Here is a 19,320-nt window from a genome sequence, read left to right on the forward strand (position 1 = left end):
GCGTCCGGGATCCTTATCCCGCGGCGGCGGCCAAATGCGCACCCTGCCGCGCGACGCGGTGCCGGCGGCCGCTCGGCAAACCGGTGACCTCCTTGATGAAGTCCCCGATGTGGCGAATGGCCCGCCGTCCCTCCGGCAAGATGTCGGCGGCTATCGGGAAGTCGTGAATTTGGCGGTCCCACAGGTGCAAATCGCACCGAACCCCGTTGAATTGCAACCGTTCGGCCATGAGCTCGGCGTCCGGTAGCAACAACTCGTCGGAACTTGCGTGGATGGTCACCGGAGGCAACGAGGAGAGATCCGCGTCCACCGGGGACTCGATGCGCGCGGACCTCCCCCCGTCGTGCGGGAGCCGCGCCTCGCCGAGATAGCGGGCGAACATCGACAACGCCGCCCGCGTGAACATGGAGCACCGGCGGGCGTTGCGGTGCCGCAGTTTGCGGGCCGGATCGGCGTCGGTGAACGGCGAGATCGCCGCGATGCCGGCCGGCCGCACGAAACGAGTGCGCATGGCCGCCAGCGTGATCATGAAGGCGAGGTATCCCCCGGCCGAGTCGCCCGCCACAACGATCTGGTCCCCGTCGTAGCCGCGCTCTTCCAGCCAGCGCAGGCCGTTCATTCCGTCTTCGATCGCATCGGCGATCTGATGCGTCGGCAGCTTCCGGTACCCGACGGTCAGCACCCCGGCGTCCGCTGCCTTCGACAGCCGAGTCACCAAGGACCGGTGGGTGTTGAGGCCGCAGGTGAGAAACGCGCCGCCGTGGAGGTACAGGATCGCGCGCTTGGGGGACACACCGGGCGCCCGCACCCATTCGGCGGCACAGTTCTCGAGCCGTATCGGTTCGATCCGCGCCGAGTGGTTGAATTGCGGCATCAAGCCCGCCAAACCGTCCACATATTGGAAGGGCCAGTGCAGATTCGGCTGAATGGCCCAAGCCCGCACCACATTCTTCACCAGCAACCGGCTGGCCAGCGACACAGCAAAGGACTGCGGGCTGTGCCGATGGTGAACTCGCCGGTTCATTGCCTGGCTTGGCAATATGTGATAAGGGTTCGGGCTCATCACCATTCGCTTTCACCTCCGTCGAGGTAGACCGAATACCCGCCGCCGACTACGGAAAACGGTGGGTGAATCGCTGGCAAATGTCGGCTTCATCACTGTTTGAGGCGCTAACCGGGTGGGTATGGGACCGGGATCCGCCGGTGGCACAAGATATGGGGCATGCAAGACGCAACGCCCGGGGCCGCGCTGCTGGCCGATCGGGTCGCGGTGGTGACCGGTGGCGGTGGTGGGATCGGCGCGGCAACCGCGCGGCTTTTCGCCCAGCACGGCGCGCGGGTGGTCATCGCCGATATCGACGACGAGCTGGGCCGACGCACCGCCGACGGGATCTCGGCGTCGGGTGGCTCCGCGATGACGCTCACGACCGACGTCCGCGACGCGGACCAGGTGGCCGGCCTGGCGCGATCGGTGCTGGATCGCTACGGCCGGATAGACGTGCTGGTCAACAACGTGGGCCACTGGCTGCGCCATCCGGGCAACTTCGTCGACACCGACCCCCAGCTGTGGGACGAGTTGTACCGCATCAACCTGCACCACGTTTTCCTGGTCAGTCACGCGTTCCTGCCCGCGATGATCGAACGGGGGGCCGGCGCGATCGTCAACGTCTCGTCGGTCGAGGGGTTACGCGCCTACCCCGAGGATCCCGTCTACGCCGCCTTCAAAGCCGCCGTCATCCATTTCACCCGCAGCCTGGCCGTACAAGTGGGCCGCGACGGGGTGCGGGTCAATGCGATCGGCCCCGACGTCACCGAATCGCTTCAGGTGCCCTACTCCCAATGGCTGTCGGCCGAGGAACAGGCGCAGTGGCCGCAGTGGGTCCCGGTCGGCCGGATGGGGCTACCCGAGGACCAGGCCCGCGTGATCCTGTTCCTGGCCTCGGACTTGTCGGCGTTCGTCACCGGCCACACCATCCCCACCGACGGCGGCACCGGCGCGGCGGGCGGCTGGTTCCGCTCGTCGCGCCGGCCCGGTCGGGAGTGGACGAACCGCCCCCTCGCGCCGTGATCGCCCACGATCGCTAGGCGTACCCCAACGCGGCATTCTCCGCGCGGATCCGCACGCCCAGCACGGCGGCGTTGGCCACGCTGAACACCAGCGCCGTCAGCCACGCCGAGTGCACCAGCGGCAGGGCCGCCACCTCTGCGGTCACCGCGGTGTAGTTGGGGTGACGCACCCATCGGTAGAGGCCGCCCCGGACTACCGGCGCACCCGCGATCACGATGAGCCTTGGGTTCCACCGCTTGCCGAGCACGGCGACACACCGCCACCGGACGACGGTGCTGAGCGCCACGACGGCGAGCATCGGCCAGCCCAGCCAACCGACGAACGGCCGGCCGAGCGACCACACTTCCACGATGCACGAGATCAGCAGCAGCGCATGCATGCTGACCATCGCGGGGTAATGATCGCGGCCAAACTCCTTGGCCCCCTGCGCGAATGACCACTTGGCGTTTCGTTGGGCGACGGCAAGTTCGACCAGCCGCTCCGCACCGATGGCGAGGATGAACAGGTAGTAATACATGGCCTCGCCCCTCACCACCGCAGGAGCAACAGCTCGAAGCTGAAACCGGGTCCCATCGCGAGCATCACGCCGAAGGATCCCGCCGGCGGGGGCTCGGCCACCGTGCGGCGCAGCACGTCCAGCACCGACGCCGAGGAGATGTTGCCGTTCTCGCGCATGGAGTTTCGGCTGTGTGCCAGCGCTTGCGCCGGGAGCCCCAGCGCGTTCTCGATCGAGTCGAGGACCTTGGGGCCGCCGGGATGGCAGACCCAGGCCGAGATGTCGGCGATCGACAGGCCGTGCTCGGCGAGGAATTCGTCGACTTCGTCGCGCAGATAGTCATCGGCCATCTTCGGCACGTCACGCGACATCACCAGCTGGAACCCGTTGGAGCTGACGTTCCAGCCCATGACGTCGACGGTCTCGGCGACGACGCGGCTGCGCGTCGCCAGGACGCGCGGAGCGCGACTTAGGCTGCTTCCCTGCACGATTCGGTCCGCGCCGGTGGCAACCACCGCCGCCGCGCCGTCTCCGAACAGCGACACCCCGATCAGGGCCGGTATCGAGGTGTCGGTGCGCTGCAGCGTGAGCGAGCACAGCTCGACCGACAGCAGCACGGCCACATCCCCCGGGTAGCCGTGCAGGTAGTCGTAGACCCGCGCCATGCCGGCGGCCCCCGCCACGCAGCCGAGCCCGAACAGCGGGACGCGTTTGATGTTGGGCCGCAGCCCGACTCGCGACATCAAGCGCGCGTCGATGGTCGGCACCGCGATTCCGGTGCTGGAGACCATCACGATGGTGTCGACCTCATCGGGTTTGATATTCGCCGCGGCCAGCGCGGAGCGCACCGCCCGCTCGCCCAGGTCGACGGCGACCTCGAGGTAGGCGTCGTTCGCTTCGGTGAATCCCGACAGCTTCGGGTAGCGCGCCAGCGGCAGTGCGAGGCTGCGCTGGTCGACGCCCGCGGTGTGCGCGAACCGCATGAAGCCCGGTTCCGCGAATTCCGTGAGCTCGCGCGCCACCTCGTCCTGGTCGTAGCGGTGCGGGGTGAACGCGACCGCCGTGCCGGCGATGCGCGGGGCGCGCCCGGCATGGCCGTCAGGCCGGTGTTCGGAAGGTGAATACGTTGTTGCAGTCATGCACAGCCGACGAGGATCGCCCCGCCGTGGGTTCATCGAATCGCGCGGAAGGTGAACTAAATTACATGTTGTCCCAGCGGTGAACTTATGCGTATTGCGCCGGGCCGGCGGCCCGGAACCGCGCCTGCTCGTCGATGATCGTCACCGGAATGCCGTTGAGGGCGCCGTTGCCCGACGGCTCGTCGAGGAACGTCGGCGGCGAGAGCGCGTTGGTGTTGGCCCCGGGCGAGGCGTTGGCCACCGACATGCGGGTGCCCGGCTTGCCATGCCCCCAACCGTGCGGCATCGATACCACTCCGGGCCTGATCGCGTCGGTGACCTCGACGGGCACCCTGATCTCGCCGGCCTCCGACTTCACGGTGACGACGTCGGTGTCCGCGACGCCCCAGCGGGCGGCGTCCTCGGGGTGCATCAACAGCGTGCACCGGTCCTTGCCCTTCATCAGGGCGGGGACGTTGTGCAGCCAGGTGTTGTTCGATCGCAGGTGCCTGCGGCTGACCAGGACCAGCGGTTCGGCCGGCCGCTCCATCCGCGCCGCCAGCCGCGGCAGGTCATCGAGCAGGTATTGCGGCGCGAGATGAATCTTCTTGTCGAGGGTGCCCAGGAGGTCGGGCAGCTGCGGCACCATCGGCCCGAAGTCGATTCCGTTCGGGTTGGCCTTGAGCATGTCCAGGGTGAGCCCGCCCGGGTTCTTGCCGTACTGGTCGCCGAAGGGCCCGGTGCGCAGCGTCAGGTCGAGCATCCGTTCCGGGCCGCCGTGCTCGTAGAGCTTGCGGATCTCGGCGCCGTCGAGCCCCCGCGTGAAGGCCAGGTAATCGAAGAAGCCGTCGTCGATCGCGGCGACGTCCACGTCTTCGGCCGGCGTGCCGGTGCACAGGCCGGTCAACCGGATCAGGATCTCCCATTCGTGCGGGCGATCGCCCGGATCGAACACGGGCGCCGAGTAGTTCGCGATGCTGTGGATGGCAAACAGCAGGATGAGGTCGTCGTGGTGTGCCTGCTCGAGCGGGGACAGGCCGGGCAGGATGACGTCGGCGTGGCGCGTCGTCTCGTTGAGCCAAAGGTCAACGGAGATCATCGCTTCCAGCATCGGAAGCACCTCGTCGAGCCTGTCGCCGCCGGGGGTGGACAGCACCGGGTTGCCGGCGACCGTGATCAACGCCTTGAGTTGGCCCTCGCCGGGTGTGGCGATCTCCTCGGCCATGCACGACACCGGCGCCTGCCCGAGGACCTCCTTGGCGCCGCGCACCCGGGTACGCCAGCGACCGAACTCGGCCAGGCCTCCCTCCAGGCCCGGCAACGGCTGCGTGGTGATCGACCAGGCCGCCGGCTTTGGGAACATGGCACCGCCGGGGGTGTCGAAGTGGCCGGTCAAGATGTTGACTACGTCGACCAGCCAACTGGCCAGGCTGCCAAACTCCTGATTGCACAGGCCGATTCGGCCGTACACCACCGACTTCTCGGTGCCGGCCAGTTCGCGCGCCAGTCCACGGATGCGGTCCTCGCCGATGCCGGTGACCGCACTCACCCGCTCCGGCGGCCAGTCCGCGGCGACGCGCCGCATGGTGTCCAGACCCTCGACGTGCGGTCCCGCGTTGACCAGGCCCTCGTCGAAGAGGGTGTGCGCGACGGCCAGCAGCAGCGCCGCGTCGGTGCCCGGCACGATCGGAAGCCACTCGTCGGCCTGGGCGGCGGTCTGGGTGCGGACCGGATCGATAACGATCACCTTGCCGCGCCTGCGAATATCGTTGATCAGCCCCATCACGTCGGGCGCGGCCAGCAGTGAGCCCTGCGACGCGGCGGGGTTGGCGCCCATGATGACCAGCAGGTCGGTGCGCTCGATGTCGGGCACGGGAAAGTTCCACCAGAGGCCGTACATCAGGTGCGACGACAGGTTCTTCGGCCATTGGTCGACCGTGCCCGGCGAATAGGTGATCGGCATCCCGGACATGCCCATCAGCACGCCCGCATACCGGGCAAGCGAAAACGAGTGCGCCAGTGGGTTACCGGTGTAGGCGGTGACCGCGCCGATCCCATACTTTTCGATCACCGGCGTCAGCAGCTCGGTGCAGCGGCGAAAGGCCGCGTCCCAGCTCACCTCGTGCCATTGTCCGTCGCGTTTGATCAGCGGGCGGCGGATGCGGTCCGGATCGTCGTGCACCTGGCCCAGCGATACGCCCTTGGGGCACAGGTGCCCCCGGCTCCAGACGTCGTCACGGTTGCCACGGATGCCGGTCACTTTGCCGCCGTCGACCTGAATTTCCAAGCCGCACATGGCTTCACACAATGGGCAGGTGCGCAGATGCCTGCCGTCGTCGCCGGTTCCCACCCACTCACTGTATTCCGCTACGCACCGTAGCGGAAGTGGCAAAATTCCTCATCAGGACGCCCAGGGGCCGATGCCGCCGACCTTGTCGATGCGGATGCGGGTGAGCAACCCCGGCGGCGCGTCGTCCGGGGGGAACGTCATGTTCGGGTCGCCGAGGATCGGGTTGAGCTGCCGGAGCAGCTCGGGGGCTCCGCCCTCGACGATGCGTGCGGTCCCGGTGACGGAAAGGTAGGGCCGCATCCCCAGCCCCGCCTTGTCCAGCGACACGATCGTGACGGCGACCCGCGGATCCTTGCGGATGTTGCGCACCTTCTTGTGTTCGGCGAGGTGTGCGGTGACGAGTTCGTCGCCCTCGGGTGTCGACTGCAGCGCGACCCAGACCAGGCTCACCTGGGGGCTGCCGTCGGGATTGACGGTGACCAAGGTGGCGTCGGCCCCCTTGCCGATCAGACCGCGTGCCGCGTCGTTGAGGTTCATGCGTTGTGCTACGGTCACGCGCCGCGATTCATTCCCGGCTTGAATCAGATTTGAATATGACCAGTTGGCTGTACAGCGTCGGCCGTCGCTTCTAGCGTCGTGAGCGACATGACCGATCAGCACCCGCCGCCCGATATCGAATACCTCCGCGGTGAAGTGCTGGACCGGATGGACGCCCACCCGTTCGACGACTGGTCCCCCGCCCTGTTGCGTGCCCTCATCGCCGTTTTCGAGCTGAACGGGGTCACGCCGGCGCCGGCGCGGCGCGGTTTCCGGCCGTATCTCGTCAGGTAGCGCGCCGCGATTAGGCTCGCGCCGTGGAGATGTGGGAATTGGTCGCCCGCGAGCGGATCCGCGACACCCTCGCGCGGTACAACTGGTCGGGCGATGCCGGCCGGGTCGACGGTCTTGCCGAAACGTTCTGCGCCGACGGCGTCCTCGAGATCCGCGGGTCGCAGCCGCTGCGCGGGCGCGCCGAGATCGCGTCGTTCCTGGGCGGTATCACCGGAAATGTCGCCGCCCGCGCCGACGCCCGGCCCGTCGTCCGGCACAACGTCGCCAACGTGCTCTTCACCGGCCTCACGCGCGACGAGGCACACGTGTCGTCCTATTTCACTGTGGTCACCCAGATCGGGCTCGACCATTTCGGCCGCTATCGCGACATCCTGGTGCCCGACGGCGGCACGTGGCTGATCAAGCATCGCAAGGTGACCACCGACTGGGCGGCCCCGAACTCGACGATGGCCCGCCCCTCAGACTGAATCGGGCGGCGAGGCCCCGATCGTCAGGACGCTGAGCCGGCAGCCCTGCGGACCGGCGAGCCAGGCGTGGTCGACGCCGGTGACCACCACGCCGTCCCCGACCGCCAAACGGTGCGCCCCGTCGTCCAGGATCAGGTCCACCGAGCCCGAGAGCACCACGTCGAAATCGACGGTGTCGGTGTGGTGCATGGCGAATTCGGCGCCGGGCGCGTATTCGATCGCCGCCCAGCGCAGCGCGCCGGGCGCGACGACCAGGTCGAGGAGGTCCGCGGCGCGGCCGCCCGCGGCCGAAATCGACGGCGGGGACGGCGCCGCGTAGAGCACCGACTAGAGGAGGCCGCCCAGAGCGGCGTCGCCCTGCATGGCGACGGTGCCGTCCTGCGCGGCGCACGACCGCCCGGATTCGTCAACGCCGGTGACCAGCAAGCGCATGCCCGAAGACTGTAGACGAGGGCCGGCTGACCGATGGGCGGAACACCGCTCCCGCTCGACGCGGCGGCATGGCAGGGTGACATGCGTGACGGACACACGTGAACTCGTCGAGCAAGACCTGCGCGAAATCAGCACCCCGAAGGGCGCATTGCGCTACTACGACTGCGGCCCGAATTCGGGGCCGACGCTGCTCTTCCTGCACGGCTCCGGCCCCGGCGTCACCGGTTGGCGCAACTTTCGCGGCATCCTGCCCGCCTTCGCCGAGCACTTTCGCTGCCTGGTCCTGGAATTTCCGGGCTTCGGGGTCAGCGACGACTTCGGCGGCCACCCGATGGTCGACGCGTTCGGCGCCGTGTCGCCGTTGTTGGAGGGGCTCGGCGTCGACAAGACGCACATCGTCGGCAATTCGATGGGCGGCGGCGTCGGCATCAACTTCGCCATCCGCAATCCGGACCGCGTCGGCCGGCTGGTGACGATCGGCGGAATCGGCACCAACATCTTCAGCCCCAGCCCCAGTGAGGGCATCCGGCTGCTGCAGGAGTTCGTCGAGGACCCGACGCGTCAGCGCCTCGTCGACTGGCTCAAGTCGATGGTCTACGACCAGGCCTTGGTCACCGACGAACTCGTCGAGGAACGCTGGCAGCTGGCGACGGACCCCGAGACCCTGGCCGCCGCGCGACGCATGTACGGCAGGGCGGCGTTCGCCGGGATGAACGCCGCGATGGCGGCCTCTGACCGGCCGCAGCCGTGGGCGGTCATGCACAAGCTGGCCGCGCCCACGCTGTTGACCTGGGGCCGAGACGACCGGGTGAGCCCGCCCGACATGGCGCTCATCCCGATGCGCACCATCCCCAACGCCGAACTGCACATCTTCCCGAACTCCGGGCACTGGGCCATGATCGAGGCCAAGGAGGCGTTCGAAAGCACGGTCCTCGCGTTCCTGTCCCGCTAGACCGATCCGGCAAGCCCCTTCGTCAAGAGCGCGTGCGCGTCCGGGTTGCCGTCGAGGACCCGGCTGGTCCGGGTGGCGATCTGCCAGCGGTCGTCGATCCTTTTCAGGGCGAAATGGTGGGCGGTGGCCCGCCACACGCGATAACCGTCCTTTTCGGAGCCGTCGCGGACGAGCACCAGCGATTCGCAGACCGCCACCGCCTCGTCGCCGTCGAGCGTGACGACGCAGGGACCCAGAAAGTGGCTGCAGCCCCTGGCCACCAGCTTCTGGTGGGCGTCCGAGGCGATCATGGCGTGGACGTCCGCCCGGCTGTTCATGCGCCACCCGTCTACGTCATAGACCCCGTCGACCGCCCACAGCCGCGCGGCCGCGTCCGCATCCCCGGCGTCCACCGCCGGGCCGTAGGAAGCGATCAGCTGCCGGATGTCGCGGTCGTCTTCGAGCCGGCGCAACCGCGCCGCCAGTTCATCGAGTTCGGTCATCGTCGCGCTCCTTCGCTGCCTTCGGAAAGATGAACACGCCTTCGGCCGTCACCGTAATCCCGCCGCTGTCGGCGATGTGGCCCCTTGCGAAGGTCTTCAGGCCGTCGATGCGGTCGACGTGTGCCTCGACGCGCACCGGGCCCAGGGGTGTTCCGCGCACGTAGCGCAATGTCAGCGTGCCGGTGTAGGCGGGGCGCCCCGGCTGGTGGGCCGTTGCACCGAGGACGTGATCGAGGATCAACGCGCACACGCCGCCGTGGACGTGGCCGGGCGGCCCCTCGTAGGCCGCACCGAGCGTGACATCGGTCCACACCGCACCCTCGGCATCGCGATGAACCACCAGCGGGGGCGCGACTGGATTTCGGACACCGATCAACACATTGCCCGATGCGACGGGTTGTCCGTCGTCGGTCGGGCGGATACCGAACGAGCCTGGCATCAGGACTGCGCTCAACTGCTCGACCGCGCGATCCACGTTCGCCTTGGCCGCCGCGACGGAGGCCGCTCCCGCCTCCGTACGGATGGTGACGTCGATGAGGCGGCGCACGGATTCGGTGAGCGACTGATACACATCTGAGTCGCCGTTGCGGTCAGTCATGCCCGCCGCCTCCTCAACGTTGGGTTGCGCCCGCGTCGACGGGCAGGGCCGCTGCGGTGATGTACCGCGCTTCATCGGAGGCGAGAAACAGTGCGGCGTTGGCCACGTCCACGGCCTCGATCCACGGCACCGCAAGCATGTTCATGTTGCGGGCCGCCTCGGCGAATTCGGCATGCGTGGGCGGCCGGTTCAGGTCGGGACGGAACGCGCTCCGCACGGCGTCGTTCTGGATCATCGGCGTGTCGACGTTGGTGGGGTGAACGCAATTCACTCGGACGTTATGGGGCGCAAGCTCCTTGGCAAGGCCGCGCATCAGCCCGACAACGCCGTGCTTGGCGGCGGTGTAATGCGCGACGCCGACCAGCCCGCGCAGTCCCGCGATGGAGTCCGTCAGCACCATCGCACCGCCGCCACGTGCGATCAGGTGCGGCGCACTCGCCCGGCAGGTGTGCCAGACGCCGGTGAGGTTCACGTCCAGCATCGTGCGCCACGCGTTTTCGTCGAGTTCGAGCGCCGGCCCGCGCGAGGTGATTCCGGCGGTTGCGCACACAACGTCCAGTCCCCCGAACCGCTTGGCCCCCCGGTCGGTCGCGGCCTGCACCCCCGTAAGGTCGCGCACGTCGACGATTTCGGTGTGCACCCGGGTTCCGGTGTCGGAGACCAAAGCGGCCGTTTGGTCGAGGTCGGCGGGAGTGCTGGGCGGGATCATGACGGTTTCGACCGGTCCGCACACGTCCAGCGCCACAATGTCCGCGCCCTCCTGCGCGAACCGGACGGCCTGGGCGCGCCCGATCCCGCGCGCCGCACCCGTTATCAACGCGACTTTGCCTCGCAGCCGCCCGCTCACGTCGTCTTCTGGGTCAGACCCGCGTCGATGACGAGCTGGGTCCCGGTGATGTAGCGCGCCTGGTCGGAGGCCAGGAACACCACGGCGTTGGCCACGTCGACGGGTTCCACCCAGGGCACCGGCAGTAGATTGCGCGCCTGCAGCACCTCGGCGGCGTCGGCGGCCGTCGGGTTGTCCAGGTCGGGGCGCAGGCGCCGGAACGTCTGTTCGTTGAGCACCATTGGGGTGGCGACCGCTCCGGGGTGCACGGTGTTGACCCGAATGCTGCGCGGCCCGAGCTCGTTGGCGAGGCTGCGCGCCAGGCCCACCACCGCATGTTTGCTCGCGGTGTAGTGCGCGGTGTTGGGTGTGCCGCGAATCCCGTTGGTGGAGCCGATGATGACGATGGCCCCGCCCTGCCCCCCGATGTGCGGCACGGCCGCCTTGATCGTGTGCCACACGCCGGTCAGGTTGATGTCCAGCGTGCGCTGCCAGTCCACCGGGTCAAGTTCCCATGCAGGCGCGCCCGAGAGGTGAATTCCGGCGTTGGCGACGACGACGTCGAGGCGCCCCAGCGCAGCGACACCATCATCGATCGCGGCGGTCAGCGTCTCCAGGTCGCTGACATCGGCGAGGCCCGCCGCGCAGCGCCGGCCCCTCTTCTCGACTTCCGTTGCGAGATCGCGCAATTCCGCGGCGAGCGCCGGAGCGTCGACTGCGATGACGTCGGCACCCTCGTCGGCGAACCGCTGACAGTGCACGCGACCCGTGCCCCGGGCGGCACCGGTCACCACCGCGACCTTGCCGCACAATCCCGTCATCGCGGCATCTTAACCAGATCGAAGCCCTTGTATCCGGCATCGGCGACCTCGGCGCAGATGTCGTTGTAGGTCGCGAACCCGCCGATGAACAACATGAAGCCCTTGGGCTTTCCGGGCACGTTGGCGCCCATGTACCAGGAGTTCGCCTGGGTGAACAAGGTGGCCTCGGCCAGCCGGGCGCATTCGGCGCCCCAGCCATCGACGGCGTCGCGGGTCGCTTCGATGGCGGCGTACCCGTGGTCGTCGAGGTATTCGATGGCCAGAGCGATCCAGTTCACCTGCGCCTCCGCGTGCAGGACCATGTTGGCCAGCACCGCGGGCGCCCCGGGGCCCGAGATCAGGAAGAGATTCGGGAACCCGTCGACGCCCAGGCCCAGGTAGGTGCGTGGCCCGTGCCCCCAGGCGTCGCGTAATCGCGCACCACCGCGGCCACCGATGTCGATCTTGGCTAGCGCGCCGGTCAGCGCATCGAAACCCGTTGCCAATACGATCATGTCGAGATCGTAGTGCGCGTCGGTAGTGCTGATCCCGGTCGCGTCGACGGAAACGATCGGTGTGGCGCGCACGCTGATCAGTGACACGTTGGGCCGGTTGTACGTCTGAAAGTAGTTGCTGTCGGTGCAGATCCGCTTGGTCCCGATCGGGTGATCGTCGGGGATCAGTAGGTCGGCCACCGCCGGATCGTCGATAACGGCCCGGACCTTCTCTTCGTAGAACTTACGCGCCTCGTCGTTGGCCGCGAGGTCCGTCATCTGGTCGGGAAATGTTTTGGAGAACAGCACGCCGCCCAGCCGCCATCGCGTCTCGAAGGCCGCACGGCGCTCCTCCGGCGTGAAATCCAGCGTCGGCTTCGACGCGGTGACGTGCGGTGATCCGCCGCCACTGCGCCAGGACAGCCGGCGCCGCTCCGCATAGCCTGCCTTGATCTCGTCGAGCTCCGCGGCCGACAACGGCTTGTTGCCCGCCGGCACGCTGTAGTTGGGGGTGCGCTGAAAGACGTAGAGATGCGCGGCCCGCTCGGCGATGATCGGAATCGATTGGATGCCAGACGATCCGGTGCCGATCACCGCCACCCGCTTGCCGGTGAAGTCGACGTGCTCGTGCGGCCACGCCGCGGTGTGGTAGACCTCGCCCGCGAACGAATCAAGCCCGGCGAAGTCGGGGGTCAGGGCGGCCGACAGCGGGCCCGTTGCCATGAGGCAGAACCGCGCCGAAAACACCGGCCCGCCGTCGGTGCTGACCGTCCACCGCAGCGTCGTCTCGTCGAGCGCGGCGGACACGACGCGAGTGTCGAACGCGATGTCGCGGCGCAGGTCGAGTTTGTCGGCGACCCAGTTCAGGTACGCGAGGATCTCCGCCTGCGTGGCGTACTTCTCGGTCCAGGTCCACTCGCGCTGCAACTCTTCGGAAAACGAGTAGCAGTAGTCGACACTCTCGACGTCGCAGCGCGCACCGGGATAGCGGTTGTGGTACCACGTGCCGCCCAACTCGGGCGCCGCCTCGAGCACACGCACCGACAGCCCTTGGCCGCGCAGCCTGTAGAGGGCATACAGACCGGCGAACCCGGCGCCGACCACTACGACGTCTACGGGTTGCACGTCGGCATCGCTCACAAGCAATGACGGTAGGGCTCGCCGCACCGGTCGCCGGCCGGGTTCCCGGTCACCGGAAGCTCAGGTCGAGCTTTCCTGGCCGGCGAGCGTCGGGAAGGCCTCATTTCGGCGGCCCGGGCCCGCCCGGGGAGCGCGGATCGGCACATCGAGTTGCGACCGCATTTACGTCCGCTCATCGGGAACGCCTTCGACTTTGGCGCCGACTGCGGTAGACCATTACTAAGCCCCCACACGTAAGGACGAACAAAATGACCGAGCGGGTACTCGATCGGGTCGTGGCCATGGCCGACCAGCTGCGTGACCAGGCCGCCGAAGCTGAAAGGATCGGCCGGCTCACCGACGACAGCGTGAAGCTGATGAAGGGCGCCGGCCTGATCCGGATGCTGCAGACCAAGCAATACCAGGGGTTCGAGGTGCACCCCCGCGAGTTCGCCGAGACGACCATGGCCACCGCGGCGCTGGACCCGGCGGCCGGCTGGATTGTCGGCGTGGTCGGCGTGCACCCCTACCAATTGGCCTACGCGGACCCGAAGGTCGCCGCCGAAATCTGGGCCGACGACGTCGACACCTGGATGGCGTCCCCGTACGCACCGCAGGGCGTCGCGAAGCCCGTCGACGGGGGTTACATCTTCAACGGCCGCTGGCAGTTCAGCTCGGGCACCGACCACTGCGACTGGATCATCCTGGGCGCGATGCTCGGCAACGAGCAGGGCATCCCGCTGATGCCGCCCCAGATGCTGCACATGATCCTGCCCCGCAAGGACTACGAGATCATCGAGGATTCGTGGAATGTGGTGGGGCTGCGCGGGACCGGCTCCAAGGACGTCATCGTCAAGGACGCGTTCGTCCCGGCCTATCGGACGATGGACGCCACCAAGGTGATGGACGGCACCGCCCAGCGCGAGGCGGGAATGACGGAGCCGCTGTATTTGATGCCGTGGTCGACGATGTTCCCCCTTGGCATTTCGGCGGCCACGATCGGCATCGCCGAGGGGGCGCTGGCCGCGCACCTCGACTACCAGCGCGAGCGCGTCGGCGCCACCGGAACCGCGATCAAGGACGACCCGTACGTCATGCACGCCATCGGCGAGGCCGCGGCCGACATCAACGCCGCGCGCCAGGAACTGCTGGCCAACGCCGACCGCATCTACGACATGGTCTCGGCCGGCAATGAGGTGTCCTTCGCCGACCGCGCGGCGGGCCGCCGCACGCAGGTTCGCGCGGTGTGGCGCGCGGTCGCGGCGGTCGACGAGATCTTCGCCCGCTCGGGGGGCAACGCGGCGCGAATGGACAAGCCGCTGCAGCGCTACTGGCGCGACGCGCACGTCGGCCTGCTGCATGCCATTCACGTCCCCGGCACGACGTATCACGCCTCGGCGCTGAGTTCGCTGGGCATCGAGCCGCCCGAGGGCCCGCTGCGGGCCCTGATTTAGGAGCAGCCATGACCGACCTGAAAAGCCTTGGCTACATCACCATTTCGACCAACGACATCGATCGCTGGCGCCAGTTCGCCTTCGGCGTCCTCGGTTTCGCGGAAGGCACGGGACCCGATCCGTCGGCGCTGTACCTGCGGATGGACGAGCGCGCGGCCCGGCTCATCGTCGTTCCCGGCGAGACCGACCGGGTGCTCACCATCGGCTGGGAGGTGCGCGACCGTCCGGCCCTGCAACGGGTCAAGGCGACCCTCGACGGGGCCGGGGTGCCGTTCAAACAGCTGTCCACCGAGGACGCCGAGACCCGCCGGGTGGACGAGGTGATCACCTTCGACGACCCGGCCGGCACGACGGTCGAGGTGTTTCACGGCGCCGTGCTCGACCACAGCCCGGTGATCACGCCGTTCGGTGCGAGGTTCGTCACCGGGGACCAGGGACTGGGCCATGTCGTGGTGCCCGCGATGGATCCGAACGGCCTGTTCGACTTCTACACCGAGGTGCTGGGTTTCCGTTCCCGCGGCGCGTTCCGGGTGCCGTTACCCAAGGAGTTCGGCCCGATTCGGGTTCGATTCCTCGGCATCAACGAGCGCCACCACAGCATGGCGATCGTCCCCGCCATGCATCAGCGCGACCCGCGGCTGGTCCACATCATGGTGGAGGTCGACACCCTCGACGCCGTGGGTCAGGCCCTCGACCGCGTCAACGCCGAGGGCTTCCAACTGTCCTCCACCCTGGGGCGGCACACCAACGACAAGATGGTGTCGTTCTACGTCCGGGCACCCGGCGACTGGGACATCGAGTTCGGCACCGACGGCATGCGCGTCGACGAAACGTACTACAGCGCTGAGGAAATCACCGCCGACAGCTACTGGGGCCACCAGTGGACCGGCGAGATGCCTGCCGCGATGAAGCCATGACACCCGACCTGGACGTCACGCCCATCGCTGCGTCATCGATCGCGTCATGGGATCAGGAGGCCGACGTCGTGATCGCCGGCTACGGGGTCGCCGGCGCCGCCGCGGCGGTGGAGGCGGCCCGCTCGGGCGCCGACGTGTTGGTCCTGGAACGCGCCGGGTCCTGGGGCGGCGCGGCGGCGATGGCCGGTGGCTTCATCTATCTCGGCGGCGGCACGCCCCTGCAAAAGGCCTGTGGCTTCACCGATTCCGTCGAGAACATGGCGGCTTTCCTCAACGTCGCGATGGGCCCGGGCGCCGACGAGGACCGGATCGCCGACTACTGCGCCGGCAGCGTCGCCCACTTCGACTGGCTGGTCGGCTGTGGCGTGCCCTTCAAGGCGGAGTTCTTCTCCGAACCGGGCTGGGAACCGATGGGCGACCAGGGCCTGATGTACAGCGGGGGCGAAAACGCCTACCCGTTCAACACGATTGCCACGCCGGCGCCGCGCGGTCACGTCCCGCAGATGTCGAACAAGAAGCAGGGCGAGGCCAGCGCGGGGTACATGCTGATGAAGCCGCTCGTCGAGACGGCTTCGGCGGCCGGCGCGCGGGCGCTGTACGACGTGCGGGTGCAGCGCCTGGTCGTCGAATCCGACGGCAGGGTCGTCGGCATCCACGCCCGCCAGTACGGCGCCGAACTGACGGTCCGGGCCCGCACCGGTGTCGTGCTCGCGACCGGCAGCTTCGCCTACAACGACGCGATGGTGGCGCGCTACGCGCCGCGGATCGCCGGGCGCCCCGCCGCGTCCATCGAGCAGCACGACGGACAGGCCATCCGGATGGCGCAGGCGCTCGGCGCCGACCTGGCCCACATGGACGCCACCGAGGTGGCGATCTTCATCGACCCGCAGCAACTGGTGCGGGGCATCCTGGTCAACGGCCGCGGCCAGCGTTACGTCGCGGAGGACACCTACCCGGGCCGGGTCGGGCAACTCACCCTGTATCAGCAGGACAACACCGCCTACCTGATCATCGACGACGACGCGCAGCAGGAGGCGATGGCCTCGTGGTCGCCCAAGTTCATGCTGCGGCAGCCAACCTGGGTGGCCGACACCGTGGCCGACCTGGAAGGCGAGATGGGGCTGGCGCCCGGTTCGCTGCAGGCCACCGTCGCCGCCTACAACGAGGCCGCCGCCCGCGGCGAGGACCCGCTCCTGCACAAGAAGCCCGAGTGGATCAAGCCGATCGGCTCTCCGGTCGGCGCCATCGACTTGCGTGAGAACACCGGCGGTTTCACCTTGGGCGGGCTGGCCACCACGCTGGACGCGGCGGTGCTGCACGTCAGCGGGGAACCCATCCCCGGGCTGTTCGCGGCCGGCCGTTCGACCGCGGGACTGGCCGCGTGGGGCTACGCCAGCGGCGTCTCGCTCGGTGATGGCAGCTTCTACGGCCGCCGCGCGGGCCGCTCCGCCGCCAAGGGCTGAACCTTCTTCCTGTGCCGGGCACGGGCTTCCGACAAATTCCCGAAGGAACGAGCCATGGACGGTGACCGCCTACAAGCACTGCTCGATGAGCGAGAGATCGAGCGAACGCTGAAGCAGTTCGCCCGCGCGATGGACGATCGAAATTGGTCCGCGATGGCCGACATCCTGGCCGACGACGCCGAGGGCGACTTCGGCACCGGACGTCTGTGCGGAAGCGCGGCGATCATCGAGCTGATCCGTGGGTTTCTCGACAATTGCGGCCCGACCCAGCACCTGCTCGGCAACGTTGTCATCGACGCCGACGGGGACACCGCGACCAGTCGCGCCTACGTCCACGATGTCCACCTGCGTTCGGACGCCGACCCGTCGTCGCGGTTCTACACGCTGGGCGACTACACCGACACGTGGCAGCGTCGCCCCGACGGGTCGTGGCGCCTGAAAGAGCGGATCAAAACCAATCGGGCGCACATCGGCACGCTCGACGTCTTCCGGGGCTGACAGGCGACACCTGCGCGGTGCGTGACATCGGCCACAGCGGTGTGGTAGACACTCTTCCTAATAGGAATATGCCAGTCAGTTATAACAGCGGAGGACCGATGACTTCAGCCGTTAAGAGCGTTGAAACCCCCACGGCAGTCATCGACCGAATCTCGCTGGTCCTCGACGCATTCGACGGGCCGGGCCGGCTGACACTGGCACAGATCGTGCGGCGCACCGGCCTGCCCCGCTCCTCGGCGCATCGCATGCTCGAGCGCCTGGTACAGCTGCGCTGGCTGCGCCGCAGCGGCCGCGACTACGAGCTCGGCATGCGGCTGGTCGAGCTCGGCTCGCTGGCCGTTCATCAGGACCGCCTGGTGCGTGCGGCCGGCCCCCTGCTGGGCGAATTGCACCGCGCCACAGGGCTCGCCGTGCACCTGGCGGTTCTGGACGGACCGGACGTCGTTTACCTCGACAAGATCGGCGACCAGCGGATCCCGACCCGCGTGGGCGGTCGTCAACCCGCGCACTGCACCGCCGTCGGCAAGGCGATCCTCGCCCACCGCGGCGAGGATGCCGAGCTGGATTTGCGGGTGCGCAAGACGAAGTACTCGATCTGCAGCAGCACCCAGCTGGCCCTGGAATTGGCCAAGGTGCGGGCCCACGGTGTTGCGTTCGAACGCGAAGAGTCGCTGCTCGGATTCGGTTGCGTCGCAGCGCCGATCGGGGGTACCGATGAGGCTACCCAGGCGATGGCCGCGGTCTCGGTGTGCGGCCCGATGAATCGCATGATGTTCGATCAGCGACTGACCGCCCCCGTACGCATGACGGCGATGCGCATCTGGCGCAATGTCGAAGACGGCCCGCGGCGGGTCGCGCCGACCCTGCAGCCGCTGCGCCCGCTGCGGCCCGCCGTGCAGTACGCGTGACCCTCGATCCACAGATCGCTCCCCTCATCGGGGAGCTGGACGCCGGCTTCCCGCCCGTCCACACCATGACCGGCGCCGAGGCCAGGGCCATCATCCGGGCGCGGTTCGTGCCGGCGTTCCGGCCCGAGCCCGTCGCCCAGGTCCGCGACGACACCGTCGAGGGACCCGGCGGCAACATCGCGGTGCGCCTCTACCGGCCCGACGCCGACGACCCCAGCCTGCCGATTCTCGTCTACGCCCACGGCGGAGGTTTCGTTTTCTGCGATCTGGACAGCCACGACGCGCTGTGCCGCGACCTGGCGAACCGCCTACGGGCAGTTGTCATTTCCGTGGCCTACCGGCTGGCGCCCGAGCATCGCTGGCCGGCAGCCGCCGACGACGTGTACACCGTGACCCGATGGGCGGCACGCAACGCACCGGGATTCGGCGGCGACCCGAACCGCCTGAGCGTCGGGGGCGACAGCGCCGGCGGGAATCTGGCCGCCGTGACCGCGTTGATGGCTCGCGACCGAGGCGACCCCCCGCTGGCCGCCCAATTACTGATTTATCCCGTGATCGCGGCGGACTTCCACACCGAGTCCTATCAACTATTCGGGCGTGGGTTCTACAACCCGACGGCGGCTCTGCAGTGGTATTGGGAGCAGTACGCGCCCGCGGTGGGCGACCGCGCGCACCCGTATGCCACACCCCTGAACGCCGACCTTCGCGGACTGGCCCCGGCCGTCATGGTGATCGCCGGACACGATCCACTGCGCGACGAGGGACTGGCGTTCGGCGCGGCATTGGAGGCCGCCGGTGTGCCGACCGTGCAACTGTGCTACGACGGCGGCATCCACGGCTTCATGACGATGCCGATGCTCGACCTCGCTCACCGGGCCCGGCACGAGGCCGCTGCCGCGCTGGCCGGTGTCTTGCGGCGATAGCGCGTCGAGGTGCGCGACGCCTCGACCCTGCTGGACGGACTTCGACGGCCGCTTCCCGATGGTCGGGAATCGAGCGTGCGCCGTCCCGTGCGTGCCATACGGTCGGCTCAGTGTCAGGGTGAGGTTGCCGCTTGTTGCGGTGGTTGGATCCTGATCACCTGGTGTCTGGCTCATAGGGTCGCTG

General features: G+C 68.4%; 21 protein-coding genes. 10 read left to right on the top strand and 11 right to left on the bottom strand.

The features are described from left to right. Positions 1-13: 13 nt before the first annotated feature. On the bottom strand, positions 14-1,069 hold the full coding sequence (locus A5673_RS05385) for an alpha/beta hydrolase (protein ID WP_156747871.1): 1,056 nt from the start codon (positions 1,067-1,069) through the stop codon (positions 14-16). Between the two features lie 153 nt (positions 1,070-1,222). Here A5673_RS05385 and A5673_RS05390 point away from each other — a divergent pair, with 153 nt between their 5' ends. Next, the gene (locus A5673_RS05390; protein WP_068228097.1) at positions 1,223-2,068 is read left to right on the top strand and encodes an SDR family NAD(P)-dependent oxidoreductase; all 846 of its coding nucleotides are present in this window, start codon (positions 1,223-1,225) and stop codon (positions 2,066-2,068) included. Between the two features lie 13 nt (positions 2,069-2,081). Here the strand turns inward: A5673_RS05390 and A5673_RS05395 are convergent, their stop codons facing one another. From A5673_RS05395 to A5673_RS05410, 4 genes are all read right to left on the bottom strand, one after another. Beyond that, positions 2,082-2,585, bottom strand: coding sequence for an isoprenylcysteine carboxyl methyltransferase family protein (locus A5673_RS05395; protein ID WP_068228100.1), 504 nt, complete (start codon positions 2,583-2,585; stop codon positions 2,082-2,084). Between the two features lie 11 nt (positions 2,586-2,596). Continuing rightward, entirely contained in the window at positions 2,597-3,703 is a 1,107-nt protein-coding gene (locus A5673_RS05400; RefSeq protein WP_082958548.1) for a type III polyketide synthase, read from the bottom strand. A gap of 85 nt (positions 3,704-3,788) precedes the next feature. Beyond that, positions 3,789-6,032 (bottom strand): molybdopterin-dependent oxidoreductase, encoded by a 2,244-nt coding sequence (locus tag A5673_RS05405; RefSeq protein ID WP_082958549.1) that lies wholly within the window; start codon positions 6,030-6,032, stop codon positions 3,789-3,791. Positions 6,033-6,083: 51 nt separating this feature from the next. Then, complete coding sequence (locus A5673_RS05410) at positions 6,084-6,509, bottom strand: PPOX class F420-dependent oxidoreductase (RefSeq protein WP_068228104.1); 426 nt, start codon at positions 6,507-6,509, stop codon at positions 6,084-6,086. Between the two features lie 108 nt (positions 6,510-6,617). On the opposite strand from A5673_RS05410, the gene A5673_RS05415 reads away from it, so the two are divergent. After that, entirely contained in the window at positions 6,618-6,803 is a 186-nt protein-coding gene (locus A5673_RS05415) for a hypothetical protein (RefSeq protein WP_156747872.1), read from the top strand. Positions 6,804-6,826: 23 nt separating this feature from the next. After that, positions 6,827-7,270, top strand: coding sequence for a nuclear transport factor 2 family protein (locus tag A5673_RS05420; RefSeq protein ID WP_068228112.1), 444 nt, complete (start codon positions 6,827-6,829; stop codon positions 7,268-7,270). On the opposite strand, the gene A5673_RS05425 is transcribed toward A5673_RS05420, so the two are convergent. After that, positions 7,262-7,594 (bottom strand): cupin domain-containing protein, encoded by a 333-nt coding sequence (locus A5673_RS05425; RefSeq protein ID WP_231970899.1) that lies wholly within the window; start codon positions 7,592-7,594, stop codon positions 7,262-7,264. The two genes, A5673_RS05420 and A5673_RS05425, sit on opposite strands and share 9 nt — an antisense overlap. A gap of 193 nt (positions 7,595-7,787) precedes the next feature. Here A5673_RS05425 and A5673_RS05430 point away from each other — a divergent pair, with 193 nt between their 5' ends. Further along, on the top strand, positions 7,788-8,654 hold the full coding sequence (locus A5673_RS05430; RefSeq protein ID WP_082958550.1) for an alpha/beta fold hydrolase: 867 nt from the start codon (positions 7,788-7,790) through the stop codon (positions 8,652-8,654). Here the strand turns inward: A5673_RS05430 and A5673_RS05435 are convergent. From A5673_RS05435 to A5673_RS05455, 5 genes are read right to left on the bottom strand one after another with little or no spacing between them, the layout of a single operon-like run. Next, complete coding sequence (locus A5673_RS05435; RefSeq protein ID WP_068228114.1) at positions 8,651-9,136, bottom strand: nuclear transport factor 2 family protein; 486 nt, start codon at positions 9,134-9,136, stop codon at positions 8,651-8,653. The genes A5673_RS05430 and A5673_RS05435 overlap by 4 nt on opposite strands. Continuing rightward, the gene (locus A5673_RS05440) at positions 9,120-9,734 is read right to left on the bottom strand and encodes a PaaI family thioesterase (RefSeq protein ID WP_068228117.1); all 615 of its coding nucleotides are present in this window, start codon (positions 9,732-9,734) and stop codon (positions 9,120-9,122) included. The genes A5673_RS05435 and A5673_RS05440 overlap by 17 nt, the downstream gene beginning before the upstream one ends. A 13-nt stretch (positions 9,735-9,747) precedes the next feature. Then, positions 9,748-10,581 (bottom strand): mycofactocin-coupled SDR family oxidoreductase, encoded by an 834-nt coding sequence (locus tag A5673_RS05445; RefSeq protein WP_068228120.1) that lies wholly within the window; start codon positions 10,579-10,581, stop codon positions 9,748-9,750. Further along, on the bottom strand, positions 10,578-11,381 hold the full coding sequence (locus A5673_RS05450; protein ID WP_068228123.1) for a mycofactocin-coupled SDR family oxidoreductase: 804 nt from the start codon (positions 11,379-11,381) through the stop codon (positions 10,578-10,580). The genes A5673_RS05445 and A5673_RS05450 overlap by 4 nt, the downstream gene beginning before the upstream one ends. Continuing rightward, positions 11,378-12,994 carry an NAD(P)/FAD-dependent oxidoreductase gene (locus tag A5673_RS05455; RefSeq protein WP_068228140.1) on the bottom strand — a complete coding sequence of 539 codons (1,617 nt, stop codon included), beginning with the start codon at positions 12,992-12,994 and terminating at the stop codon, positions 11,378-11,380. Before A5673_RS05455 ends, A5673_RS05450 begins: the two co-directional genes overlap by 4 nt. A gap of 248 nt (positions 12,995-13,242) precedes the next feature. On the opposite strand from A5673_RS05455, the gene A5673_RS05460 reads away from it, so the two are divergent. The 6 genes from A5673_RS05460 to A5673_RS05485 all read left to right on the top strand — a co-directional run bounded on the left by A5673_RS05460 (position 13,243) and on the right by A5673_RS05485 (position 19,136). Next, complete coding sequence (locus A5673_RS05460; protein WP_068228145.1) at positions 13,243-14,427, top strand: acyl-CoA dehydrogenase family protein; 1,185 nt, start codon at positions 13,243-13,245, stop codon at positions 14,425-14,427. 8 nt (positions 14,428-14,435) lie between these two features. Then, positions 14,436-15,344 (top strand): biphenyl-2,3-diol 1,2-dioxygenase, encoded by a 909-nt coding sequence (bphC, locus tag A5673_RS05465; RefSeq protein WP_068228147.1) that lies wholly within the window; start codon positions 14,436-14,438, stop codon positions 15,342-15,344. Then, a complete protein-coding gene (locus A5673_RS05470) occupies positions 15,341-16,807 on the top strand; it encodes an FAD-dependent oxidoreductase (RefSeq protein WP_068228149.1) in 1,467 nt (488 codons plus the stop codon). Before bphC ends, A5673_RS05470 begins: the two co-directional genes overlap by 4 nt. A gap of 54 nt (positions 16,808-16,861) precedes the next feature. After that, positions 16,862-17,305, top strand: coding sequence for a nuclear transport factor 2 family protein (locus tag A5673_RS05475; protein WP_068228150.1), 444 nt, complete (start codon positions 16,862-16,864; stop codon positions 17,303-17,305). A 98-nt stretch (positions 17,306-17,403) separates the two neighbouring features. Continuing rightward, positions 17,404-18,213 carry an IclR family transcriptional regulator gene (locus tag A5673_RS05480; protein ID WP_068228152.1) on the top strand — a complete coding sequence of 270 codons (810 nt, stop codon included), beginning with the start codon at positions 17,404-17,406 and terminating at the stop codon, positions 18,211-18,213. Next, positions 18,210-19,136: an alpha/beta hydrolase gene (locus tag A5673_RS05485; RefSeq protein WP_068228154.1), complete on the top strand. Its 927-nt coding sequence runs from the start codon at positions 18,210-18,212 to the stop codon at positions 19,134-19,136. Before A5673_RS05480 ends, A5673_RS05485 begins: the two co-directional genes overlap by 4 nt. Positions 19,137-19,320 lie beyond the last annotated feature (184 nt).

The organism is Mycobacterium sp. E3198, assembly GCF_001667015.1.
Classification (GTDB): domain Bacteria; phylum Actinomycetota; class Actinomycetes; order Mycobacteriales; family Mycobacteriaceae; genus Mycobacterium.

What these genes read in the sequence shown, in the direction of transcription:
- A5673_RS05385 (WP_156747871.1), bottom strand. Translation starts at nt 1,069, where the DNA reads ATGGTGATGAGCCCGAACCCTTATCACATATTGCCAAGCCAGGCAATG.
- A5673_RS05390 (WP_068228097.1), top strand. Translation starts at nt 1,223, where the DNA reads ATGCAAGACGCAACGCCCGGGGCCGCGCTGCTGGCCGATCGGGTCGCG.
- A5673_RS05395 (WP_068228100.1), bottom strand. Translation starts at nt 2,585, where the DNA reads ATGTATTACTACCTGTTCATCCTCGCCATCGGTGCGGAGCGGCTGGTC.
- A5673_RS05400 (WP_082958548.1), bottom strand. Translation starts at nt 3,703, where the DNA reads ATGACTGCAACAACGTATTCACCTTCCGAACACCGGCCTGACGGCCAT.
- A5673_RS05410 (WP_068228104.1), bottom strand. Translation starts at nt 6,509, where the DNA reads ATGAACCTCAACGACGCGGCACGCGGTCTGATCGGCAAGGGGGCCGAC.
- A5673_RS05415 (WP_156747872.1), top strand. Translation starts at nt 6,618, where the DNA reads ATGACCGATCAGCACCCGCCGCCCGATATCGAATACCTCCGCGGTGAA.
- A5673_RS05435 (WP_068228114.1), bottom strand. Translation starts at nt 9,136, where the DNA reads ATGACCGAACTCGATGAACTGGCGGCGCGGTTGCGCCGGCTCGAAGAC.
- A5673_RS05440 (WP_068228117.1), bottom strand. Translation starts at nt 9,734, where the DNA reads ATGACTGACCGCAACGGCGACTCAGATGTGTATCAGTCGCTCACCGAA.
- A5673_RS05450 (WP_068228123.1), bottom strand. Translation starts at nt 11,381, where the DNA reads ATGACGGGATTGTGCGGCAAGGTCGCGGTGGTGACCGGTGCCGCCCGG.
- A5673_RS05460 (WP_068228145.1), top strand. Translation starts at nt 13,243, where the DNA reads ATGACCGAGCGGGTACTCGATCGGGTCGTGGCCATGGCCGACCAGCTG.
- bphC (WP_068228147.1), top strand. Translation starts at nt 14,436, where the DNA reads ATGACCGACCTGAAAAGCCTTGGCTACATCACCATTTCGACCAACGAC.
- A5673_RS05470 (WP_068228149.1), top strand. Translation starts at nt 15,341, where the DNA reads ATGACACCCGACCTGGACGTCACGCCCATCGCTGCGTCATCGATCGCG.
- A5673_RS05475 (WP_068228150.1), top strand. Translation starts at nt 16,862, where the DNA reads ATGGACGGTGACCGCCTACAAGCACTGCTCGATGAGCGAGAGATCGAG.
- A5673_RS05480 (WP_068228152.1), top strand. Translation starts at nt 17,404, where the DNA reads ATGACTTCAGCCGTTAAGAGCGTTGAAACCCCCACGGCAGTCATCGAC.